Source organism: Thiohalomonas denitrificans, from assembly GCF_016841685.1.
Classification (GTDB): Bacteria; Pseudomonadota; Gammaproteobacteria; order Thiohalomonadales; family Thiohalomonadaceae; genus Thiohalomonas; species Thiohalomonas denitrificans_A.
In genome coordinates, this window is sequence record NZ_JAENYR010000001.1 from 94,241 (window position 1) to 114,660 (window position 20,420).

17 protein-coding genes are annotated in these 20,420 nt (G+C 60.3%); 9 read left to right on the top strand and 8 right to left on the bottom strand.

Annotation, left to right across the window (positions count from 1 at the left end; all coding sequences use genetic code 11):
• Positions 1 to 64: 64 nt before the first annotated feature.
• Positions 65 to 1,192 carry a PQQ-dependent sugar dehydrogenase gene (locus Q7L05_RS00420; RefSeq protein WP_303900840.1) on the bottom strand — a complete coding sequence of 376 codons (1,128 nt, stop codon included), beginning with the start codon at positions 1,190 to 1,192 and terminating at the stop codon, positions 65 to 67.
• A 552-nt stretch (positions 1,193 to 1,744) separates the two neighbouring features.
• On the opposite strand from Q7L05_RS00420, the gene Q7L05_RS00425 reads away from it, so the two are divergent.
• Positions 1,745 to 2,317, top strand: coding sequence for an exonuclease (locus tag Q7L05_RS00425; protein WP_303900841.1), 573 nt, complete (start codon positions 1,745 to 1,747; stop codon positions 2,315 to 2,317).
• A gap of 31 nt (positions 2,318 to 2,348) precedes the next feature.
• Here Q7L05_RS00425 and Q7L05_RS00430 read toward each other — a convergent pair whose 3' ends face one another.
• A complete protein-coding gene (locus Q7L05_RS00430; RefSeq protein ID WP_303900842.1) occupies positions 2,349 to 4,241 on the bottom strand; it encodes a sensor histidine kinase in 1,893 nt (630 codons plus the stop codon).
• Positions 4,242 to 4,415: 174 nt separating this feature from the next.
• Between Q7L05_RS00430 and Q7L05_RS00435 the strand changes: the two genes are divergently transcribed.
• Positions 4,416 to 5,114 carry a response regulator gene (locus Q7L05_RS00435; RefSeq protein ID WP_303900843.1) on the top strand — a complete coding sequence of 233 codons (699 nt, stop codon included), beginning with the start codon at positions 4,416 to 4,418 and terminating at the stop codon, positions 5,112 to 5,114.
• A 99-nt stretch (positions 5,115 to 5,213) separates the two neighbouring features.
• Here Q7L05_RS00435 and Q7L05_RS00440 read toward each other — a convergent pair whose 3' ends face one another.
• Entirely contained in the window at positions 5,214 to 5,447 is a 234-nt protein-coding gene (locus tag Q7L05_RS00440; protein ID WP_303900844.1) for a hypothetical protein, read from the bottom strand.
• Positions 5,448 to 5,503: 56 nt separating this feature from the next.
• Here Q7L05_RS00440 and Q7L05_RS00445 point away from each other — a divergent pair, with 56 nt between their 5' ends.
• Positions 5,504 to 5,809 (top strand): hypothetical protein, encoded by a 306-nt coding sequence (locus Q7L05_RS00445; protein ID WP_303900845.1) that lies wholly within the window; start codon positions 5,504 to 5,506, stop codon positions 5,807 to 5,809.
• On the opposite strand, the gene Q7L05_RS00450 is transcribed toward Q7L05_RS00445, so the two are convergent.
• Positions 5,789 to 8,515, bottom strand: a complete 2,727-nt coding sequence (locus Q7L05_RS00450; protein WP_303900846.1) for a cation-transporting P-type ATPase — start codon at positions 8,513 to 8,515, stop codon at positions 5,789 to 5,791. The two genes, Q7L05_RS00445 and Q7L05_RS00450, sit on opposite strands and share 21 nt — an antisense overlap.
• Positions 8,516 to 8,754: 239 nt before the next feature.
• On the opposite strand from Q7L05_RS00450, the gene ubiA reads away from it, so the two are divergent.
• Positions 8,755 to 9,621: a 4-hydroxybenzoate octaprenyltransferase gene (gene ubiA, locus Q7L05_RS00455; protein ID WP_303900847.1), complete on the top strand. Its 867-nt coding sequence runs from the start codon at positions 8,755 to 8,757 to the stop codon at positions 9,619 to 9,621.
• A 123-nt stretch (positions 9,622 to 9,744) separates the two neighbouring features.
• Positions 9,745 to 11,091: an adenosylmethionine--8-amino-7-oxononanoate transaminase gene (locus Q7L05_RS00460; RefSeq protein WP_303900848.1), complete on the top strand. Its 1,347-nt coding sequence runs from the start codon at positions 9,745 to 9,747 to the stop codon at positions 11,089 to 11,091.
• Between the two features lie 45 nt (positions 11,092 to 11,136).
• Here the strand turns inward: Q7L05_RS00460 and Q7L05_RS00465 are convergent, their stop codons facing one another.
• Together Q7L05_RS00465 and Q7L05_RS00470 are read right to left on the bottom strand one after the other, a co-directional pair.
• Positions 11,137 to 11,298, bottom strand: a complete 162-nt coding sequence (locus Q7L05_RS00465) for a hypothetical protein (protein ID WP_303900849.1) — start codon at positions 11,296 to 11,298, stop codon at positions 11,137 to 11,139.
• 117 nt (positions 11,299 to 11,415) lie between these two features.
• Positions 11,416 to 11,865, bottom strand: a complete 450-nt coding sequence (locus tag Q7L05_RS00470; RefSeq protein ID WP_303900850.1) for a host attachment protein — start codon at positions 11,863 to 11,865, stop codon at positions 11,416 to 11,418.
• 47 nt (positions 11,866 to 11,912) lie between these two features.
• Here Q7L05_RS00470 and hrpB point away from each other — a divergent pair, with 47 nt between their 5' ends.
• Positions 11,913 to 14,423, top strand: coding sequence for an ATP-dependent helicase HrpB (gene hrpB / locus Q7L05_RS00475; RefSeq protein WP_303900851.1), 2,511 nt, complete (start codon positions 11,913 to 11,915; stop codon positions 14,421 to 14,423).
• Here the strand turns inward: hrpB and Q7L05_RS00480 are convergent.
• Positions 14,420 to 15,994 carry a bifunctional aminoglycoside phosphotransferase/ATP-binding protein gene (locus tag Q7L05_RS00480; protein ID WP_303900852.1) on the bottom strand — a complete coding sequence of 525 codons (1,575 nt, stop codon included), beginning with the start codon at positions 15,992 to 15,994 and terminating at the stop codon, positions 14,420 to 14,422. The two genes, hrpB and Q7L05_RS00480, sit on opposite strands and share 4 nt — an antisense overlap.
• A 122-nt stretch (positions 15,995 to 16,116) precedes the next feature.
• Between Q7L05_RS00480 and Q7L05_RS00485 the strand changes: the two genes are divergently transcribed.
• Genes Q7L05_RS00485 through tsaB form a run of 3 tightly spaced genes read left to right on the top strand, consistent with a single transcriptional unit; the run spans position 16,117 to position 19,434 of the window.
• Positions 16,117 to 18,042 carry an ATP-dependent DNA helicase gene (locus Q7L05_RS00485; RefSeq protein ID WP_303900853.1) on the top strand — a complete coding sequence of 642 codons (1,926 nt, stop codon included), beginning with the start codon at positions 16,117 to 16,119 and terminating at the stop codon, positions 18,040 to 18,042.
• A gap of 44 nt (positions 18,043 to 18,086) precedes the next feature.
• Positions 18,087 to 18,722, top strand: a complete 636-nt coding sequence (locus tag Q7L05_RS00490) for a hypothetical protein (protein WP_303900854.1) — start codon at positions 18,087 to 18,089, stop codon at positions 18,720 to 18,722.
• Between the two features lie 34 nt (positions 18,723 to 18,756).
• Complete coding sequence (gene tsaB, locus Q7L05_RS00495) at positions 18,757 to 19,434, top strand: tRNA (adenosine(37)-N6)-threonylcarbamoyltransferase complex dimerization subunit type 1 TsaB (protein ID WP_303900855.1); 678 nt, start codon at positions 18,757 to 18,759, stop codon at positions 19,432 to 19,434.
• A gap of 70 nt (positions 19,435 to 19,504) precedes the next feature.
• Here tsaB and Q7L05_RS00500 read toward each other — a convergent pair whose 3' ends face one another.
• On the bottom strand, positions 19,505 to 20,149 hold the full coding sequence (locus Q7L05_RS00500) for an arylesterase (RefSeq protein WP_303900856.1): 645 nt from the start codon (positions 20,147 to 20,149) through the stop codon (positions 19,505 to 19,507).
• Positions 20,150 to 20,420 lie beyond the last annotated feature (271 nt).

Sequence of the window (20,420 nt, forward strand, 5' to 3'; positions counted from 1 at the left end):
TGAGTGCCGAACCGATTAAAAGCCTTCACCGCAGAGACGCAGAGTTGATCCTTGGTGCTGATGCCTATCGGTCACGATAGTCCTCCGGTGTGAGTCGCAGGATTTTCCCGTTGGTCTGATTGGTCAGGGCATACACGGCCCCCTCCGCTCCCTGAACTACATCCCGGATGCGGGCGCCCAGTTTGATGCGTTCCTCCTCGGTGATCTCCTCACCGTCCTGACTGAGACGAACGATAGCCTGGGCCACCAGGCCGCCGACGAGGATATTGCCCCGCCATTCGGGAAACTGATCGCCGGTGTAGAATGTCATGCCCGAGGGAGCGATCACCGGCGTCCATTGATAGATGGACTGCGCCAGTTTCGGCTGCGTCGGCGGGTTGGGGATATCGCGGTCATCGTAGTGACGGCCCCAACTGACCAGGGGCCAGCCGTAGTTGCGACCGGCCTCGGCAATATTGAGCTCATCGCCGCCCTTCGGTCCATGCTCGATCTCCCAGAGTTGACCGGTTTCGGGATGGATGGCCGCGGCCTGGATGTTGCGATGGCCGTAGGACCAAATCTCGGGCTCTGCTCCTTGCCGATCCACGAAGGGATTGTCTTCCGGCACCGAACCATCGGGGTGGATGCGGGCAATGGTTCCGAGGTGGTTGGAGAGATCCTGGGCCGGATCAAATTTAAACCGCTCGCCCATGGTGATGAACAGCTTGTCGTCGGTCGAAAAGGCGAGGCGCGAACCGAAGTGATTGCCGCCCTCGACCTTCGGTTGCTGGCGAAAGACGACCTCAACGTTTTTCAACGCAACATCCTCGAGCTGCCCGCGTGCTACGGCTGTGGAAGCGCCCCCTTCCCCGGGTTCAGCGAAACTGAGGTAGACCAGTTTATTGGATGTGAATTCCGGATCCAGCGCAACGTCCAGTAGTCCCCCCTGTCCCCGTGCGAACACCTCCGGGATACCGGTAACCGGCTCCGAGATGTCTCCTGCGGGCGACACGATGCGTAGCCGTCCAGGCCGTTCTGTGACCAGCATGCGCTGGTCCGGCAGAAAGGCGAGACCCCAGGGATGTTCAAGGCCCTCGGCAAGCGTTTCGACCCGAATCGGACCCGATTGACTTTCGACGGTCTGTGCCACGACGGCTGGTATCGTCAGAACGACCAGCAGCACTCCGGCGACAATCTGGCTTTTATACGCCATGATCCAATTTCCCGGCAAAGGGTGGAAATCCTGCAATTAAAAGCAAAGGGTAGTCCACTGTCGGGGAGGCGAGGGTGCCTGAAGCGTGCTGCGCAGGCAAGGATGGCTCCCTTGTCAAGCGGCGTAACGCCGGGATCGGCGACTTTGGCCCCGACTCCTCGGGCTTGGGGCCGTTTTGACCGCTGGACTGGGTTGCAGCTCGCTCATGTGAAATAACCACATATCACTCGCTGCACCTTGCCGGCGACAAAACAGCCGCGACCAGCAGGGCAACCGCATACTTTGAAGCGAGCGGTGTAAGTCCTTGATAGCAGGTCGTCGGCAGCAGGGATGCTGCCGTCGAGCGTACACGGATGTATTCACAGCGTACCTGCTATCAAGGACTTATATCGCTCGCCGACATCAAAAATGTGAGTATGCGTTTACCCTGCCGCGACCAGAACCGGGTTGGATTAATCGAAGTGCCCTATATCCTGTACTTACCGGTAGCCGGCTTGATTCGGTTTCAATCGGCTGTTTAACTGTGCGGCCTTTTACGGAAGCAGTGAAGGCATGGCTAAGAGACCCGAGATTTACGTCAGTGTGGATATCGAGGCGGATGGACCGATCCCGGGTCCGCATTCCATGCTCAGCATTGGTGCGGTGGCCTACGACGAGGCGGGTAAGGATGCGGGCGAGTACAGCGCCAACCTGAAGACACTGCCGGGTGCTGTACCGTATCCGCCGACCGAAGAGTGGTGGAAAGGCTTCCCCGAGGCATGGGCCGAGGCGCGGCGGGAGCCGCGCCCGCCGAAAGAGGTGATGGAAGAGTTTGCTGACTGGGTGGAGGGATTGCCGGGTACGCCGATCTTCGTCGCTTGGCCGGCAACGTGGGATTTCATGTGGATCTACTGGTACCTGATTCACTTTACCGGTAAACGCACCTTTTCCGAACACGGCATTGATATGCGCTCCTATGCGATGGGGATGCGCAAAAAAGATTTTCGCCATGCCGGAAAGAATTATCTCCCCAAACGCTGGTTTTCGCCGCAGGCCCATACTCACGTGGCCCTGGATGATGCCCGGGAGCAAGGCGAGCTGTTCATGAATATGATGCGCGAGAACCTGGTCAGCAAGAAAGAGTGAAAATTGCACCGGTCTCTGCGGAAGCGGGGCCTTATGCCGGTAGTTCGATCCAGAATCGGCTGCCACCCCCTTCGCGCTCTTCGACGCCAACCGTACCGCCCATGCGGAATACGCCGCGCTGCACGATAGCCAGCCCGAGGCCGGTGCCGGGATAGGCCTCTTCCGGGTGTAGCCGCTTGAAGACTTGGAAGATCCGCTCACGCTGCTCGGCAGGGATTCCCACACCATTGTCCTCTATCCAGAGCCGAACCCGGTCGCCCCGCCGTTCGCTGAAGATTCGTACCCGCGGAGAAATGCCTTTCTCGACGTAGGTAATGGCGTTATCCAGGAGATTGGAGAGTACCTGAACCAGAGTCGGATAGTGTCCCCTGGCCTCACCCAAAGGAGTGTCCACGGTAACTTTTGCCCCTTTGTTCCGGAGCCGCCGTTTCAACGCCGATAACGTATCGGTTACCGCACGGTCGAGGCTGACCGGTATCAGCTGCATTTCGATGCGATTGATATGGCTGTAAGTCAGTAGGTCCTGGATCAGCACGGTCATGATACGCGCTGCATCGCGGATGCTATGGAGGTAGTCGGTACCCTCCTCATTGAGGCGATCACCATATTTCTCAACGAGAAGGTCGGCGAATCCCTGCACGGTCCAGAGGTGACCTCGCAGGTCATGGGAGACGGAATAGGTGAAGGCCTCGATCTCGTTTTGGGCTTCCCGCAGTTCCCTGGTACGTTCCTGAACGCGATACTCCATCTCCTCCGCGTGCCGCTGGACCTGCTCATTGAGCCGAACCTGCTCTATGGCCAGTGCCAGTACATTGGCGGCTTCGACGGCAACATCCAGCGATTCGCCGTTGCAGACTCCCGCATCAGGAGCCGCAAGGTGCAGTGCGCCAAGCAGTTCTTCGCGATAGGTGATAGGGACGATGGCATAAGCCCGGGCCCCCTCATCCGCAAGGACTTGCTCCATGACCGAAAGCTGTTCCAGGCTCTTCAACTCCGCCACTACGAACGGCTCACCATTCCGGATGGAGTCGGGGATCCTTTTTACATCAATGGGCAGACGATCTCCGATGCGCAGCCGCGTAAGTTCATCCGTGCGTAGGGCCAGGATTTCGGCTTCCGCTTTTTTCAGGTCGAAGAGGGTAATAATGATGCGATTGCATGGCAATAAATCGCCGATGTGGGAAAGGGCACCTTCGGCGATTTCGGGCAGCGATTGGGCGGCAAGAATCGCCTGGTCCACCTCTCGAAGCACCTTCAGCCGTTCAGTCGATAGACGCAACCGGTTTTCCGCCTGCCTCCTCTCTTCTACCTCGTTCTGCAGGTTGCGATTGGTGGCGGTGAGCTCAGCGGTCCTCTCCTGGACCAGTCGCTCGAGCCGATAGCGGTGCATGTGAAGCTCATCCTCATACTGCCGCATGGGGAGCAGAGCCATTCGGCGGACCGTGCTCCAGAGAAAGGTGCCCAGCACCGCAATAAAGATCGTCGACCCGGCGATAAGTTGAAGGCGGACCTTATCGATAATCTCCTCGATACGGGTGAAGTCCCGATTCATGGTCATTTGCAGGGTTTGGCCGGCGGAGACGGTCATTGTGTGTTCCACCTCAAAGGTGTAACGGGCCGGTCGTTTGCGGCTGTAGGCCAGTAGCTCGGTTTCTTCATCGCGAATACTGAAGCTCACAATCGCTGGATTTTGACGTGCCCAATCGTGCAGCGCGGGGCGTATGGTCGAGACATCATCGGCGGTAGCGGTCCACGTCCCCAACAGCCTCAGCTCGTGAACGGCATAGATGCGAGCGGCATTGAGGAACTCCTTCCGTTGCTGCGCGACCAGCAAAGCGTCCCCCATGAGCAGAAACGCCGTAAGCACGCCCACAAAAGTGAGCAGGGTGTGCCGGTAACGCAAGGTGTCGGCCCTGCCTGTCAAAGAAACACTTCCTACAGGTTGGTGAAGGGTCTAATTAACCAGTGTAGTTCTCCAGGTTGGTGCCCTCCGAAGTACCGGTATATGACGGCGCTGGTCGGCCAGTCAAAGCCGGCACCTTGGGTGCTTTGTGGTCTTTACTTATCCATAAGCAGAATCCTGGGGACGGGGAGAGCGATGAGTGAGGCTGTTGGTGAAAAAATACTGGTCGTGGATGATGCGCCACAAAATGTCAAGCTGCTACGGCTGATCCTCAAGGATGCCGGTTATCGAGTGGTCGAGGCGTTCAGCGGCCGCGAGGCGATGGACAAGCTCCGCGCTGAAATCCCGGCGGCGATGATCCTCGACGTGCGCATGCCCGGCATGAGCGGATATGAAGTTTGCCGGGCAGTACGCTCTGACCCGGAATTTGCCACGCTGCCCGTGATTATGGTCACTGCGCTGTCCATGCCCGAGGAACGCATCAAGGGCATCGAATCCGGTGCCACCGACTTCATCACCAAACCCTTCGATAAAAAAGAACTGCTGGCCCGTCTGCGATCGAGCCTGTCGCTGGTGAAAGCGGAAAGTCGGGGGAGCCTGGACTTTCTGGAGGGAATGGTGGTCCTTACGGATCCGGCGTGGCGAATACTGGGTATTTCCTCAGCGGCGGCGGATGCACTAGGACTGGTGGAGGAAGAGAGCGTGGGCAATGATTTGCAACGGCTATTGAAAGAGCGGGGTGCCGCTCTTTCTGCCGAACCACCGAGCGATAGCTTCACCGATTTTCAGATGCGGAGTGTCGATGGTCGTGAACTCATCGGCCGCAGCAACCCGGTCACCGATTCCCGGGACCGCCTTTGGCTTCGCGTTACGATATTTCGCGAAAGTGCGTGAACCATTGCCATTACCCGAGAGTGCCGGCACTGCCATCAAGGACTTACACCGCTCGCTTCAAAGTATGCGGTTGCCCTGGCACCAGAGTCCAGGGAAGGCTCAGGAACGATAGACACGCGTGTGCGATCGAGACTGGCGGATACGTTCCAGTATCGCTTCGAACCTGGAAATTCGTTTGATGACACGGTCGCGGTCCTGGCGATGCCGCGAGTGGTGCGGGGCATTGTCAATATCGGTCAGGCGCGCCTTGCAGTAGGCAAGTTGTTTTCGCAAAGCCTCCTCCGAGAGCATCGGATTAGAGGATGTTTTACGATGTAGCCACGGATTTGCCATTGGCACGACCTCCTTGTTGACCTATTCGATAATAGCAATATCAGGATGGATTTTGTGTGCGTGCCCATCAGGATTTTTACCTGCACCTCGATGGACTCGGCTACGGGCTAAATGTAGTCGATGAGCGGCAAATACAAAAATTGTTTAGGAGGGTTTTTGATATCCGGTGGTGGTTTCCGCCTCCTGCGAAACAGCTGTTTCCCCCCATCGGCGTTCACTGGCAACTCTTCGAGATGTTTTGCAGAGACGGGTTATACTCCAGCCCTGCATTGGAGAGGTTTTACGTGGTTTTTATTGAATTGATCATTCTGGCGATCGTGGTTGGTATCGTCTGGCTGGCACTACGTCCGCCGCGTGGCTGACAACCGCCAGCGGCGGATGATGAGTTTTTCCCACTCGACCAGCAGCAGGACCGTGAACGTGATTGCGACAATCCGAGTCCATGCGTCGGTGCCGACAGGTGCCGTATGAAACAGCGTCTGCATGAACGGCGCGTAGGTAAAGAGCAGTTGAAAACCGATGACCAGTGCCACCGCGATCAGTACATAGCGGCTGCCGAAGAGCCCCCGGACATTCAGTACCGAATTGAACATATAACGGGTACTGAAAAGATAAAATACCTCGAACATAACGAGGGTATTGACGGCAATGGTGCGCGCCTCGATAACAGCGGTGCCGTTGATCTCCGTCTCCCAGAGAAACAGTCCGAAGGTGCCGGAGACCAGGATCAGCGAAACGAAGGCAATGCGCCATAGCAGAAACGGTGTCAGTAGCCGTTCTCCGGAATCTCGTGGCGGGCGCCGCATCACGTCACTTTCCGGTGGTTCGAAGGAGAGTGAGAGTGCCAGGGTGACTGCGGTAATCATGTTGACCCACAGGATCTGCAGCGGTGTGATGGGGAGGACCGCACCCAGCAGGATCGCGCCAAGGATCATCAGAGCCTGGCCGCCGTTGGTCGGCAGTATGAACATTACCGATTTTTTTATGTTGTCGTAGACCGTACGGCCCTCTTCGACCGCTCGGCCGATGGAGGCGAAGTTATCATCAGTAAGCACCATCTCCGCTGCCTCCTTGGCGACTTCGGTGCCGTTGATTCCCATCGCCACTCCCACATCGGCGCGCTTCAGAGCCGGGGCGTCATTCACGCCATCGCCGGTCATCGCAACAACGATCCCCTCGGCCTGAAACGCCTCCACCAGACGTAATTTGTTTTCAGGGCTTGCCCGCGCGAATACATCGGTTTCCAGTACGGCAGAGCGCAGAGTGGCTTCATCCAATTCGTCCAGATCCCGTCCGGTCATCACCCGCTCACCGTCGCCAATCCCCATTTCGGTGCCGATGGCCCCGGCCGTGAGGGCGTGGTCGCCGGTAATCATCTTGACGCGGATGCCGGCGGACTGGCAGGCGGCAACCGCATCGATGGCTTCCTGTCGGGGCGGATCGATCAGCCCGACGATGCCAAGCAAGGTAAGCCCGCCCTCTACGTCATGGAACTCGAGGCTGTATTGCTCGGAGGGTGCGGTCCGAAAGGCGATGGCCAACAGCCGCTGTCCCCGGGACGCAAGCTCTTCGATTCGGGCGTGCCAGCGTTTCGGATCGAGCGGTCTGTCGTCACCGGCAAACCGCTCATAGGCACACATCTCCATAAGGCGCTCCGGAGCGCCCTTGACGATCACAAAACCGTGGCCCGCATGGTCGTGGTGGAGGGTGGCCATGAAGCGGTGTTCCGACTCGAAGGGGATGACGTCGGTGCGTGGATACTCTTCCCTTATCAGAGTCCGGTCGTAACCCGCCTTGAGGGCGAGTGCCAGTAGAGCACCTTCGGTGGGATCACCCTCTATCGTCCAGTGGCCGTCGTGCTGCCGGATATCGCCGTCGTTGCACAGCAGCGCGGCGCGACACACTTCCAGTAGCAGCGGCTGGCATTCGTTTCCGCCTTTGTCACTGCAGGTTTGCAGAATCAACGGCTTTTCGGGCGAATCCAGCTTTGCGCCATCCTGCAGAAAACCGCCGTGTGGGTCATAGCCAATGCCTGTGATGTCGTAATTTGCCTCGGCGGTGGCGACGCTTTGGGCCGTCATTTCGTTTCGGGTCAGGGTCCCGGTCTTGTCGCTGCAGATGACGGAAACCGAGCCCAGGGTTTCCACGGCGGGAAGGCGCCGGATAATCGCGTGGCACGAAGCCATCCGCTGTACGCCGATCGCCAGAGTGATGGTGATGATCGCGGGCAGACCTTCGGGAATCGCTGCCACTGCCAGACTCACGGCTGCAAGGAACATCTCTTCGGCGCTGTAATCGCGCGCCAGATAGCCAAAGCCAAACGTCAAAAGCGCAAGCCCGGCAATCCAGAGAGTGAGCGTGCGGCCAAATTGGTCGATTTGTCGCAGCAGCGGAGTGGTGAGGGCCCGAACGCTGGATAGCATGGCGTTGATGCGCCCAATCTCTGTATTGCTGCCGGTCGCCACCACCAGGCCGCTGCCTTGGCCGAAGGTGACCAGCGTGGAGGAGAAGGCTATTCCTGTGCGGTCGCCGATCGGGGCCTCCCTGGCCACGGGATCGGTGCCCTTTTCCACCGGCAGGGATTCGCCGGTGAGCGCCGCCTCTTCGATGCGTAGGTTACGGGTTCGGAAAAGGCGGAGGTCGGCGGGCACCTTGTCCCCCGATTGCAGGAAAACGACATCACCCGGGACCAGTTCTTCGGCAGCAATGACTTGCCGCCGACCCGCACGCAGCACCGTCGCCTGCTGGGAAAGCAGACCGCGTATGGCATCCAGTGCTTTTTCGGCTTTCCCCTCCTGCACGAAACCGATCAGTGCGTTGATGACTACCACCCCGATAATTACCGCTGTATCGGCAAAGTGGCCGAGGCCGGCGGTGATCCCGGCGGCGGCCAAAAGGACGTAAATCAGAATGTTGTGGAAATGCAATAGGAAGCGCTTGAATGCGCCAAGACGCTGGGGCGGGGGCAGACGGTTGGCACCATACTGCTCCAGTCTGGCATGGACCTCATCGGATTCGAGACCCTCGTATTGGCTTTCCAGCCGGCCAATCACCTCTCCGGTGGCCATTGCATGCCACGTAAGTTGGGGGGCTTCCGCTGCGGCTGGTGAAGAGCGTTGGTTGGCCATGGCGATTGGTTGTTGGTGAATGGTTGTCGCCTTTTCGGTTTTCGGCCGACGCCCAACGTCGAATTGGAGTCCAACTTAAAAGCCAACGGCGTATCTTAAAAGTAACACAGGGCCGGTTTGGGGGCATACGCAAAAACCGGTACACTTTGCATCCTGACGGAAAAGAGTGGGAGCACGCATTGCACGCGATTGGGGCGCGCTTGAAAGAGTACGTTTACCTGACCCGGCTGGACCGGCCCATCGGGATTTATCTGGTGTTGTGGCCGATGCTGTGGGCGCTGTGGCTTGCTTCGAATGGAGAGCCGGATTGGCTCGTTTTTGTGGTGTTCGTAGCGGGTACCATACTGATGCGTTCGGCAGGCTGCGCCATTAACGATTTTGCCGACCGAAAAATCGATGGTCATGTGCGCCGGACCCGGCAGCGGCCGCTGGCGCGGGGTGCGATTGATGCCGGAGAGGCGGTGACGGTATTCGCTGTGCTGAGCCTGGTCGCTTTCGGACTGGTGCTGTTGTTGAATCGGCTGACCATACTGCTGTCCGTGGTGGGGGTCTTTCTGGCTGCCAGTTACCCGTTCATGAAACGCTACACCCATCTCCCCCAGGCCTATTTGGGTGCCGCCTTCGGTTGGGCCATTCCCATGGCCTTCGGTGCGCAAACCGGCACGGTACCGGCTGAAGCGTGGCTCCTTTTTGCCGCCAACATCTTCTGGGCACTTGCCTACGACACCATGTATGCCATCACCGATCGTGAGGACGACCTGAAAATCGGCGTGAAATCGGCAGCAATCCTGATGGGACGTTTCGACCGGTTGGGTATCGGCCTGATGCAGGTGATGACCCTGGGGCTGCTCGCCGTGGCGGGGATTCACTTCGGATTGGGACTGGTTTTTTACACGGGCCTGATTGCGGCTACCGGATTCGGAGTTTATGAACAATATCTGATCCGCGACCGGGACCCGAAGCTGAGTTTTCAGGCATTTCTGAATAATCACTATTTCGGCATGTGCATCTTTTCCGGCATCGCCGTCGATTACCTCGTCCGCTGAGCGGCACAGCCGTTCCTGTGAAATGAAAAGCTCACCGCAAAGACGCCAAGCACGCGAAGAAAACCGATTTTTTAGTCTTTGCGCTCTTGGCGTCTTTGCGGTGAATCAGTGAGGTCTTACCTTTTGAAAAATTCCGACATTATCGATCGAGACCTCTCCGTCGTCTGGCATCCCTGCACCCAGATGAAGGATCACGAAAGCCTGCCCCTGGTGCCGATCCGGCGGGGAGAGGGCGTCTGGCTTGAGGACTTCGACGGCAATCGCTATATCGATGCCATCAGCTCCTGGTGGGTGAACCTGTTCGGACACGCCAATCCGCGCATCAACGCGGCAGTCAAGGAGCAGCTCGATACGCTGGAACACGTGATTCTCGCCGGCTTCTCCCACGAGCCGGTGGTAGAGCTCTCTGAGCGGCTGGTGAAGATCGCGCCGCCCGGTCTGAACCACTGTTTCTACACCGACAACGGCTCGGCCGCCGTGGAAGTGGCGCTGAAGATGAGCTTTCATTACTGGCGCAACAGCGGCAGGACCAACAAGACCAAATTCATCACCCTCTCCAATAGCTACCACGGCGAGACCCTCGCCACCCTCGCCATCGGGGATGTGGCACTCTATAAAAAAACCTACGAGCCTCTGCTCATGGAGGCCATTACCGTCCCCGCTCCTGACTGCTACGACCGCGAACCGGGGGAAAGCTGTGCGGACGTAGCGCGGCGCATGTTCGTGCATATGGAGCGAGCGCTGGAGCGCCACGCTCACGAATCAGCGGCCGTCATCGTAGAGCCGCTGGTGCAGTGTGCCGGCACCATGCGAATGTATGACCCGGAATACCTGCGCCTGTTGCGCGAGGCCTGTGATCGGCATGGTGTGCACCTGATCGCCGATGAAATCGCAGTCGGCTTCGGCCGCACCGGAACCATGTTTGCCTGCGAGCAGGCCGATATCAGCCCCGATTTCATGACTACCTCCAAGGGGCTGACCGCCGGTTATCTGCCCATGGCAGTGGTGCTGACCAACGAGACGGTCTACCGGGCCTTCTACGACGAGTATGAAAACCTTACGGCCTTCCTGCACTCGCACTCCTATACCGGGAATCCACTGGCCTGCCGGACCGCACTGGCCACGCTGGATATTTTCGAGGAGGATGACGTGCTCGCCCGCAACCTCGAACTGGCCGAAGTGATGCGGCAGGCTACCGAACATCTCAACGACCACCCCAATGTCGCCGATATGCGGCAGACGGGAATGATACTCGCGGTGGAGATGGTGAAAGACAAGGCTACCAGGGAGCCGTTTGACTGGAAGGAGCGCCGCGGACTGCGGGTCTATCAACACGCCTTGAGTCGAGGGGCACTGTTGCGGCCGCTGGGGAACGTCAGCTATATGATGCCGCCCTATGTCATTACCCCCGAACAGATCCATTTTTTGGCGAAGGTCATGACCGAGGGCATCGACAAGGCGGTGAAATAGAGCGCGACAAGCATACCGCTGCCCGACCGGGAGAGCCTTATTCGGCTACTCCATCATCCGCCGTACAGTGGGAGCCAGGAGCAGGGCAATAACGACAGCAGCCAGCGTTTCCGGAGTGATACCCAGGATATCGGTCGTTGGCAGCTTCCCTTTGGCTGCCGAATAGAAGATTAGGGCAATGGCCAAAAGGCGCAGCATAAGCAGCATAAAGGGTTTTCCCGGCCCGTTCTATCGCAAGATAGCGCACTCTAGCGCTCAGGGCGTATCGGCATGCAGTCGGTGTTTGCAAAACCGGCGTGAGACCTGTCACAAATTGACAGGCTTCTAGCCCAGCTGAGATGCCAGTCGGTCAAATAGCTCCTGTTCCGGCACCTTGGTGTAGTCCTTCTCGAGATTTCCTTTGACGCAACGGGTCAACTCGTTCGTCATGTGCTGATTGAATCGGCCATGAAAACGGGGCGGAGCCACCACAATGAGTTCACTGAATGCATTTTTTGCACGGTGGGTATCCAGCGTATGGGCCAGCTCCCGCGCAAAGCGATCGACTTCGAAGTCATGCGGATCGGTCGGTTCCGGGAAACTGCCGTAGGCTTTTTGGCTGGCGGTGCCATCGGTACGGGTTTCCCTGTGGCTGGAGTGATCGGAGGTGATTTCCCGGTCCTTGCGGCGGCTGTCAGGGTGAGCAAACTCTTCGATCAGGGTGAGGTGTTTGCCTTCATGACGAAACAGTCGTGCCTCGCTGCCATTGGCGACCAAAACCCATGCCTCGGTCATGGAGAACTCCTTTATCATTCGAATTTACGTAAGAGTATAGCTTTGCCGTGAGCCAATATCCCGTCGATGCGGTTCTTTCAGACCTGGATGCCGCCCTGGCACTCCACCGCCGCGTCGTATTGGAGGCCCCGCCCGGGGCCGGCAAGACCACCCGCATTCCTCCCTCCCTGCTGGACACTCCCTGGTTGGCGGGGCAGACCATTGTCATGCTGGAGCCGCGGCGACTGGCAGCGCGGGCGGCTGCGAGCCGTATCTCGGAACTCCTTGGAGAGCCGCTAGGGCGTCGGGTCGGATACCGGGTGCGCCTGGACAGTCGGGTATCCGCTCAAACCCGAATCGAGGTGGTCACCGAGGGGATCCTTACCCGCCGGCTGCAGTCGGACCCGGAACTGAAGGGCGTGGGTTTGGTGATCTTTGATGAATTCCACGAGCGCCAGCTGCAGGGCGATCTGGGCCTGGCACTCTGTCGGGATATCCAGAGCGGCGTGAGAGAGGAGCTGAGGATTCTGGTGATGTCCGCCACGCTCGACGGTGTCGCGCTCGCCGAAACCCTGGATGCCGTACGTCTGGTCAGTCGTGGCCACAGCTATCCGGTGGACCTTCACCATACGGCCCGGGATCCGGAAGGTCCGCTGTGGGTGACCGCGGCCAATGCCATCCGTCGGGTCCTCACTGAGCAGCAGAGCGGGGATGTACTGGTGTTCCTGCCGGGAGCGGGAGAGATCCGCCGCTGCGCCGAGGGGCTTGGAGGGGAGCCGGAGGTGGAGATCCATCCACTGTTTGGCGATCTCCCTCCGGAGATACAGGAGCGGGCCATCCGGCCAAGCCCGGAGGGCCGACGCAAGGTGGTGATCGCAACCAATATAGCGGAAACCAGCCTGACCATCGAAGGGGTTACCACCGTCATTGATAGCGGCTGGGCGCGGACATCGCGGTTCGATCCGCGTAGTGGGCTGACGCGGCTGGAGACGGTTCGCATCTCCGCCGCCTCGGCGACCCAACGCGCCGGCCGGGCCGGGCGCCTGGGGCCGGGAACCTGCTACCGCCTTTACAGTGAGCGGACCCTGCAGGGGATGCCGGCTTTTCACCCGCCCGAGATCGTCGTGGCCGATTTGGCTCCGCTTGCCCTGGAACTGGCCGCGTGGGGTGTGCGGCAAACGACGGACCTGCCCTGGGTCGACAGCCCGCCAGCGGCTGCGCTCCAACAGGCCCGCGATCTGCTCGGCGAACTGGGTGCCCTCGACCGGGAAGGGCGGATAACGCCCCTGGGCCGCGAAATGGTGGGACTGCCGGTGCATCCCCGTCTGTCGCGCATGATGCTCATCGCCAAAGTGGAGGGTCGGGCGGCCCTCGCCTGTGATCTGGCCGCCCTGCTATCGGAACGGGACCTTTTGCGGGGGGCCGCAGGGCGAGGATCCAGTGACCTCACTGCGCGGCTGGAGGCCCTCGTGGCGTATCGTCATGATGGTGGTGCCGCTGCCCGGCTTCGGGATGCCGACCCTGGGGCGTGCCGGGTGGTGGACCGGATAGCGGGGCAGTGGCGACGAACATTGGGTGCCGGGAAAACCGTCGATGGTGATACTCGGGAGGTGGGCCGCTTGCTGCTGCTCGCCTATCCCGAGCGGCTGGCGCAGCGGCGTAGCGGCCGTGAAGCCCGTTTTGTCCTGTCCGGCGGTCGGGGTGGATGGCTGGATGTCTCGGATCCTCTTGCCGAGGCCGATTATCTGGCGGTGGCCTCTATAGACGGAAAGGGACGCGAAGGCCGCATCCGTCTGGCGGCACCCGTAACCGGAAGCATCATTGAGGAGTGCCTCGGGGACCGGATTGATGGGGAGGAGGCCGTGCAGTGGGAAGTACAGGAGGAGCGTGTCGTGGCCCGGCGGGTAACCCGGTTCGGGGCCATCGAACTGAAGAGTTCATGCCTGGATGAGCCGGACCCTGAACGCGTATTGCAGGCCCTGATTGCCGGGATCCGGCAGATGGGTATCGAGGTCCTGCCCTGGTCGCACTCCTTGCGGCGTTTCCAGGCCCGGGTAGAGTTCCTTCGCTGCGTCGACCGGGGCGGCGCCTGGCCCGACCTGTCGGATTCCATACTGATGGATAGCCTGGAGGAGTGGCTCGGGCCCTTTCTGATCGGACACTCCAGCCGTGCCGGATTGCGGAAAGTCGATTTGTCGGCCGCACTACGGACGACGCTGGATTGGAGTGCGCTGCGAAGGCTGGAGGAGGGCGCACCGGAGCGAATAGATGTACCGAGTGGCCACCGGCGGCCTGTCGATTACCGCGGTAGCGACGCGGTGCTGGCGATCAAACTGCAGGAGCTGTTTGGACTCGCCCGAACGCCCTCGGTAGCCTGGGGCCGGGTGCCTCTGACCCTTCATCTGCTTTCGCCGGCGGGCCGGCCGATTCAGGTCACCCGGGATCTGTCCGGCTTCTGGCAACGTACCTATCCCGAGGTCAAAAAGGAGCTGAAAGGCCGCTACCCGAAGCACCCCTGGCCAAATGATCCCTGTGCCGCCAAGCCAACCGCCGGTGTGAAAAAGCGTGGGTCTCGTTAGGTGTCTGCCTGTCGATCTGTCATGCCCAGCCCGCTTTTAACCTGCTCGATGATTCGGCTCGTGACCAGTGGTTGAGAGGTATCGATGGTGATCACGGGTTCCTCGGGGGCCGGTTTCCGTGCGTGGGCCAGTTGCTGTACGAGCACCGTGAGATCCGCTTCCGATGCGTCGGAGTCTTCGGCATGGCGCCTTGCGACTCGCTCGCGCAGCACCGACTCCGGGGCCTGGCACTGCAGGATCAGGAACGGAACAGCGTGACGCTGCGCCAGCAGAGCGAACCGGTCCCGTTCCTCCCGCTTTAAAAAGGTGGCATCCACCAGCGCAGGTGTACCGCCGGTCAGGAGTTGATCGGCGATCGACTCCAATCGGTCGTAGGTACGTCGGGTCGCTTCGGGAGTATAGATGCCGCTATCGAGGGTGGATGCGGAATTGGCGTCCGGGGCCAAATCGAACAGGCGTTTGCGTTCGACATCGGAGCGTACGCGGACCGCCCCGAGCCGTTCGATGAGCGGTTGGCTCAAGGTCGTTTTACCAGAGCCGGAGAGGCCGCAAGTCAGCAGCAGGAATGGCCGGGACTTTTCGGTGAAGCGGCAAGCCAGGGCCAGATAGGAATCCAGTTCCGAACGGCTTTGCCGGTCGTGGGCAATCTGGGAGAGGCGGATGGCTGCGACCTTCGCCCGTACGATGGCCCGGTAGACCTGATAAAAGCGCAGCAGCCTCAGGCCGACAAAATCACCGGTCCACTCCAGGTAGCGGTTGAGAAAACGCCAGGCCAGCGACCCGGCATTCCGGTCGAAAAGGTCCATGGTCAGAAAGGCGATTTCGCTAACAGTGTCGATGAAGCGAAGTTGCGGGTTGAATTCGATACCGTCAAATGCCTGGGGTCGGCCGTTATGGAAGACGATATTGTTGAGGTGCAGATCGCCATGGCATTCGCGGATAAAGCCGCCCTGGTGGCGTTCGCCCAATAGTGCCCTGTGTTGCCGGTAATGTGCGTCCGTCCATTGCTCAAGTTTGTTGAGTTCGGTCGGCGGCTCGGCCGAAAACTGGCGGATCTGCCAAAAGTTCTCCTCCATCGGGGCCAACACCGATTCCGCATCGCCGTAGGCGGTGGTGCCGGTCAGGCTGAGATGGAAAGCGGCGATTGAGCGTGCCAGGGCATCGATATGCTCCGGTTGCAGTCGCCCGTGGGTATGCATGCGGCTCATGAGTTCATCTTCGGAGAAACGCAGCATCTTTACGGCGAACTCCACAGCCGGCGTAGCCCCAAAGGCGAGTCCCTCCGTCGTCTCGGCGACGCTCACCCTCTCCAGATAGAGGTCGGGAGCCGTTCGCCGATTAAGGCGCAGCTCTTCGTCGCAGAAATACTGCCGCCGTTCGAGGGTCGAGTAGTCGACAAACCCGAGGTTCAGCGGACGCTTGAATTTGTAGGCGTAGCGCCCGGCGAGCAGAACACGGGAAATGTGGGTTTCGATGATACGTACGGCTCCGTCCGGCCAAGTGGCCCGGCAGGAATCCGCCAGGGCTCGAACCCGCCCGGCCTGTTGCTTGTCTTCCGCTTCCAAGTCCATGCAAAATACACGCTTGTCCCAAACCCCACTGATTGTACGATACACTGGATCAGGCCCGGATGGGGCCCCGTTAAACGGGCAGGGAGTTCGGCACCCGTAAAACCTGAAACCTAGAACCTACATTGCAGACACCCAGTGACATCCTGGGGCCGGACGGGCCCTTGGCCCGGCTACTGTCCGGTTTTGCGCCGCGCCTGCAGCAGCAGGAGATGGCCGACGCCGTTGCCGAGGCTATCGCAGGCCGAGAGGTACTGGTCGCAGAGGCCGGAACCGGCACCGGTAAGACCTTTGCCTATCTTGTGCCGGCCCTGCTGTCCGGCGAAAAGGTGATCATCTCCACGGGAACCCGCAATCTCCAAGACCAGCTCTTCACCAAGGACCTGCCGCTGGTCCGGGATGCCCTGGCGTTGCCCATCGAGGTCGCACTGCTCAAGGGTAGGGCCAATTACCTCTGCCTTCCCCGCCTGGACTCGGCCATCGAGGAGGGGCGATTTGCCAGCCGGCGAATCGCTGCGGAGGTCCAGACCGTCAAGCGCTGGGCAGCCATTACTGCCGCCGGTGATGTTGCCGAATTGACGGCACTGCCCGAGGATTCCCCGGTTTGGCCGATGGTCACCTCGACCGCCGACAACTGCCTCGGTGGGGAGTGCGATCACTTCAATGACTGCTTCCTGATGAAGGCGCGTCGGGCGGCGCAGGAGGCGGATATCCTGGTAGTCAATCACCACCTGCTGTTCGCCGATATGGCGCTCAAGGAGAGCGGGTTCGGTGAATTGTTGCCCGGGGCCAGTGCCTTCATCCTGGACGAGGCGCATCAACTTCCGGAGACGGCTTCCCACTTTTTCGGTACCAGCATTACCGGCAACCAGTTGCTGGAGCTGGCCCGTGACAGCATTACCGAGGAGTTGCGTGAGGCGGGGGACAGTCGGAGTGTCCGCGAAAGTGCCGAGCCACTCGAAAAGTCTGTTCGCGACCTGCGCCTGGCATTCGGAGAGCCGTTACGGCGTGGCCCCTGGGGTGAAGTGCTGGAGCAGGTGATGCCGGTCGCGAAACGTACTGCAGCCCACCTGGGGGAGCTGAGCGATGCCCTGGAGCAGCTGTCAGAGCGAGGCAAGGGACTGGAGGCGTGCGCCCGTCGCGTGACGGAGCTCTCGGAACGTTTCGATCAGTTGGTTTCTGATACGCCGGTCGAAGGCTACATCCACTGGTATGAGACCCATAAGCGCTCGTTTGGGGTCAACCTGACGCCGATGGAGGTGGATCAGGTCTTCCGCGAACAGCTCGAACGGTTCCCCCAGGCCTGGATCATGACCTCCGCCACGCTGGCGGTGCGAGAGGATTTCAGCCATTTTACCCAGCGGCTCGGGATTGGTAATGCCGTGACCCGCCGCTGGGAGAGCCCCTATGACTTTGCCCGGCAGGCGGTTCTTTACGTGCCGCCGGGCATCCCGGAGCCACCGGCTGCAGAGTACACGGCGGCGGTGGTGGAGAACGCACTGCCGGTCATCGAAGCGGCCGGGGGACGGACGTTCATGCTGTTCACCAGCCACCGCGCACTGCGCGAGGCAGCGGAGCTGCTCGAAGGGCGTTTTGATTACCCGATTTTGATCCAGGGCGATGCGCCACGAGGCAAATTGCTGGAGCGCTTTCGGGAACTCGGTAATGCGGTGCTGCTGGGCACCGGAAGCTTCTGGGAGGGGGTGGATGTGCGTGGGGAGGCACTCTCCTGCGTGATCATTGATAAACTTCCCTTCTCCTCGCCGGGTGATCCGGTGCTGCAGGCGCGGATCGACATCATGCGCGATCAGGGCGGTAATCCGTTTCGTGACCATCAGCTGCCGCAAGCGGTGATTAGCCTCAAGCAGGGGGTGGGACGCCTGATTCGCGACGCTACCGATTACGGCGTTCTGGTACTTTGCGACCCCAGACTGGGCAGCCGCAGTTATGGCCGTGTGTTTCTCGATGCACTGCCGCCCATGACCCGAACCAGGAAACTGGAAGTGGTGGAGCGCTTTTTCAGCATTCAACATCAGCCGAGTCCCGCTTGATACACCCGCGGCCGCACCCCGACAAAAGATTACAGGAGAATTTCATGCGCAAGCTGATTTCAGTCGTCGCGGGGGCCGGGTTGCTGGTAGCCGCTCCCACCATGGCGGAAACCGTGAACGGCTGGGGCGCAGGTACCAGGCTGAGTAGCCTCGGTTACGGCTTCGAGGTGACCAAATTCCTCACCCCGCAGCTGACTGCACGCGCGGGCGTCAATACGTTCAGCCATAGCGATACCCGTACCGAGGGTGATATCACCTATGATGCCGATTTAAGTCTCCGCAGTGCCAACCTCCTGCTGGATTGGCATCCGTTCGAGAACGGCTTCCGGATGAGTGTGGGCTACCTGTTCGGCAATAATGAGCTTGACCTGAAATCGCAATCAACCGGTACCGTTACCGTCGGCAACAATGAATATCCATTGGACGGCGGCTATGTCAATGGGACCGCCGAGATGGGAGGCGGCGCCTTCGTCGGTGTGGGCTACAGTCGTGCGGGGCGATCCGGGTGGAGCTTTACGGCCGACCTGGGTGTCGTCATGCAGGGCAGCCCGGATGTCTCGCTTACGAGTAATGTCGCGGGCGATGAAGACTTGCGAGCGGAGGAGAGGGAACTGGAAAGTGACCTTGATGAGTTCGATCGCTATCCGGTGGTGGGAATTGGTATCTCCTACGGTTTCTGAATGTACTGCGCGTCGCAGCCCGGGTTGACCGTTTATGAAATTGATTGCTTTGGAAACTGCTACTGAGGCCTGCTCGGCAGCCCTCTACAGCGATGGTGAAACGCTTGAGCGCTACTCCGTCCAGCCGCGTGGCCATGCCGACCTGATCCTGGGGATGGTCGACGAACTCCTCTCCGAGGCGGGCCTGAGGCTCCGGGAGCTGGATGCCCTGGCCTTTGGCCGGGGGCCGGGCGCCTTTACCGGTGTGCGAATCGCTGTCGGTGTAATTCAGGGACTTGCTTTTGGTGCCGATCTGCCGGTGGTGCCGGTTTCCACCCTGCAAGCATTGGCGCAGGGGGCATTCCGTGAACAGGGACACGGCCGGGTGCTGGCCGCCATCGACGCCCGTATGGGGGAGGTCTACTGGGGTGCCTTCACGGAGGGCCCTTCCGGCCTCCTGGAACCTGCGGGCGAAGAGGGTGTGTTCAGGCCCGAGGCGGTGCCGCTTCCGACCGGGAGCGACTGGTTCGGAGCCGGCTCCGGCTGGAACACCTACCCTAAGGTCCTTGCCCGGCATCCGGGCAGGGATATTCTCCACGATGGCGAGCGGCTTCCCAGGGCACGAGACATTGCGGCGCTGGCGATACCGATGATCGAGCGGGGCGAAGGCCTCCCGGCCGAAAAGGCGCTTCCCGTCTACCTTCGGGACCAGGTCGTTCGCAAACCCGCCTGAAGATTACTACAGGGTTGATGAGAGTGGGCAGCGAGAGCCCGCAGCTGATGAAACTCCGTGGCGACCGTGGTTATCTCGTAATTGCCCCCGCTTCATGCAACAGCTCGGCCACCGCTTCGGCCACAAGACGGTAGCCCGCGGCATTCGGGTGGATACGATCGGATTTCAGCTCCTCATCCGATTCCACAGCAGGGATGATATCCGGCTCCAACGGCACCTGCATGGTCGTGGCGATGTCGCTGTACAGCGGTTCACTCTTCATCAGGAACAGCTTCGGCCCGGGGACGCCCAGGAGTACGACTTCAATACCCCTGGCCCGGGCGATTTCAATCATCTCACGCAGGTTGTCGGCGAGCCGATCACCATCCTGTTTTCGCAGCAGGTCGTTGCCACCGTGGCAAAGCAGTAGCAGGACGGGTTGATGCTGTTCGAGGAGGTTGGGCAGGCGCTTCAAGCCTTCGTGACTCAATTCGCCGGGGGCGCCGGCATTGACGACGCGTCGGCCGATGAGCCGACCCAGAACCGCGGGGTAGCTCTCCTCGGGAGCGGCACCGGTGCCGTACGTGAGACTGTCCCCGAAGGCCAGAATGGTAGCGTCCTGGTGAAGCGGCAACAGTTGCGGCTGCTCCCCACAGGCGAAGAGCAGGAGGACGGCAGCAAAAACGACGGCGCCGCTCCTGAACCCCCGGATCACATTGTTGCACGGTTCCCGCATTGCCATTTCCCTGTTATGGAATTTGTGGGTGTTATCCCCTCCGTTCCCGGCGGGGGCCGCCCCGGCGCGATGCCGTCGGTGACGGATAATCGCCGCGGGGGCGCGCCTCCTCCCAAGGGGCTGTCGCCTTCCTTCCCGGTGGGCGGGCCGCCCCGGCTCGGCCTGCCTGGTGATTTATTTTATTCCTCCGTTCCAAGCAGCCGCTCGATGTTCCTCTCCTCGATGGCGAGAATCCTCCCCAGGCTCCCGCCGCGCCCCCCCTCGTTTTCTT

What these genes read in the sequence shown, in the direction of transcription:
- Q7L05_RS00420 (WP_303900840.1), bottom strand. Translation starts at nt 1,192, where the DNA reads ATGGCGTATAAAAGCCAGATTGTCGCCGGAGTGCTGCTGGTCGTTCTG.
- Q7L05_RS00425 (WP_303900841.1), top strand. Translation starts at nt 1,745, where the DNA reads ATGGCTAAGAGACCCGAGATTTACGTCAGTGTGGATATCGAGGCGGAT.
- Q7L05_RS00435 (WP_303900843.1), top strand. Translation starts at nt 4,416, where the DNA reads ATGAGTGAGGCTGTTGGTGAAAAAATACTGGTCGTGGATGATGCGCCA.
- Q7L05_RS00440 (WP_303900844.1), bottom strand. Translation starts at nt 5,447, where the DNA reads ATGGCAAATCCGTGGCTACATCGTAAAACATCCTCTAATCCGATGCTC.
- Q7L05_RS00450 (WP_303900846.1), bottom strand. Translation starts at nt 8,515, where the DNA reads ATGGCCACCGGAGAGGTGATTGGCCGGCTGGAAAGCCAATACGAGGGT.
- Q7L05_RS00465 (WP_303900849.1), bottom strand. Translation starts at nt 11,298, where the DNA reads ATGCTGCTTATGCTGCGCCTTTTGGCCATTGCCCTAATCTTCTATTCG.
- Q7L05_RS00470 (WP_303900850.1), bottom strand. Translation starts at nt 11,865, where the DNA reads ATGACCGAGGCATGGGTTTTGGTCGCCAATGGCAGCGAGGCACGACTG.
- Q7L05_RS00480 (WP_303900852.1), bottom strand. Translation starts at nt 15,994, where the DNA reads ATGGACTTGGAAGCGGAAGACAAGCAACAGGCCGGGCGGGTTCGAGCC.
- Q7L05_RS00490 (WP_303900854.1), top strand. Translation starts at nt 18,087, where the DNA reads ATGCGCAAGCTGATTTCAGTCGTCGCGGGGGCCGGGTTGCTGGTAGCC.
- tsaB (WP_303900855.1), top strand. Translation starts at nt 18,757, where the DNA reads ATGAAATTGATTGCTTTGGAAACTGCTACTGAGGCCTGCTCGGCAGCC.
- Q7L05_RS00500 (WP_303900856.1), bottom strand. Translation starts at nt 20,149, where the DNA reads ATGCGGGAACCGTGCAACAATGTGATCCGGGGGTTCAGGAGCGGCGCC.